Annotated in this window: 1 protein-coding gene; it reads right to left on the bottom strand. The window is 49.1% G+C overall.

Annotation, left to right across the window (positions count from 1 at the left end):
- Positions 1–605 (bottom strand): carboxyl transferase domain-containing protein (locus IQR33_RS32790; protein ID WP_322631762.1); only part of this gene is annotated, 605 nt, incomplete at both ends.

Raw genomic sequence — 605 nt, 5'->3', positions numbered from 1 at the left:
CAGCTCAATAAAGTGCGCGCCTTTTTGTGCCGATTCAGAAAACAAGATACCGTTGTTTGCCACAATGCCAATCAAGTGTCCTTGAATACGAGCGAAACCACACACTAGCGTTCTGCCGTACAAGGCTTTGAATTCGTCGAAATCAGAATCATCGACGATGCGGGCAATAATTTCTCGAACGTCGAATGACAGTCGTAAGTTGGCATTCACGATTCCGTAGATTTCTTCTGCGTCGTAGCGGGGAGGAAGCACGGTGTTTTCTGGCTTAACAGGTCTTGTTCTATTAGCATTGGCAATGGCTTCTCTCGCAAGCATTAGGGCATGTTCATCATTTTCAGCGTAATAATCTGCGACACCAGATTTTCGACAATGCACGTCTGCACCGCCGAGCTCTTCACCCGTCACGACTTCGCCAGTGGCCGCTTTCACCAAAGGTGGCCCCGCCAAAAAAATGGTGCCTTGCTCTTTAACCATAATGGACACATCCGCCATGGCAGGAACGTACGCGCCCCCAGCAGTGCAAAGCCCCATCACAACAGCAACTTGGGGAATGCCTTTCGCTGACATTCTCGCTTGGTTAAAGAAAATGCGACCAAAGTGTTCTT

Source organism: Vibrio sp. OPT46, assembly GCF_015163535.1.
In the GTDB taxonomy this organism is placed as follows: domain Bacteria; phylum Pseudomonadota; class Gammaproteobacteria; order Enterobacterales; family Vibrionaceae; genus Vibrio; species Vibrio alginolyticus.
This window is presented reverse-complemented; position numbering and strand designations above follow the sequence as displayed.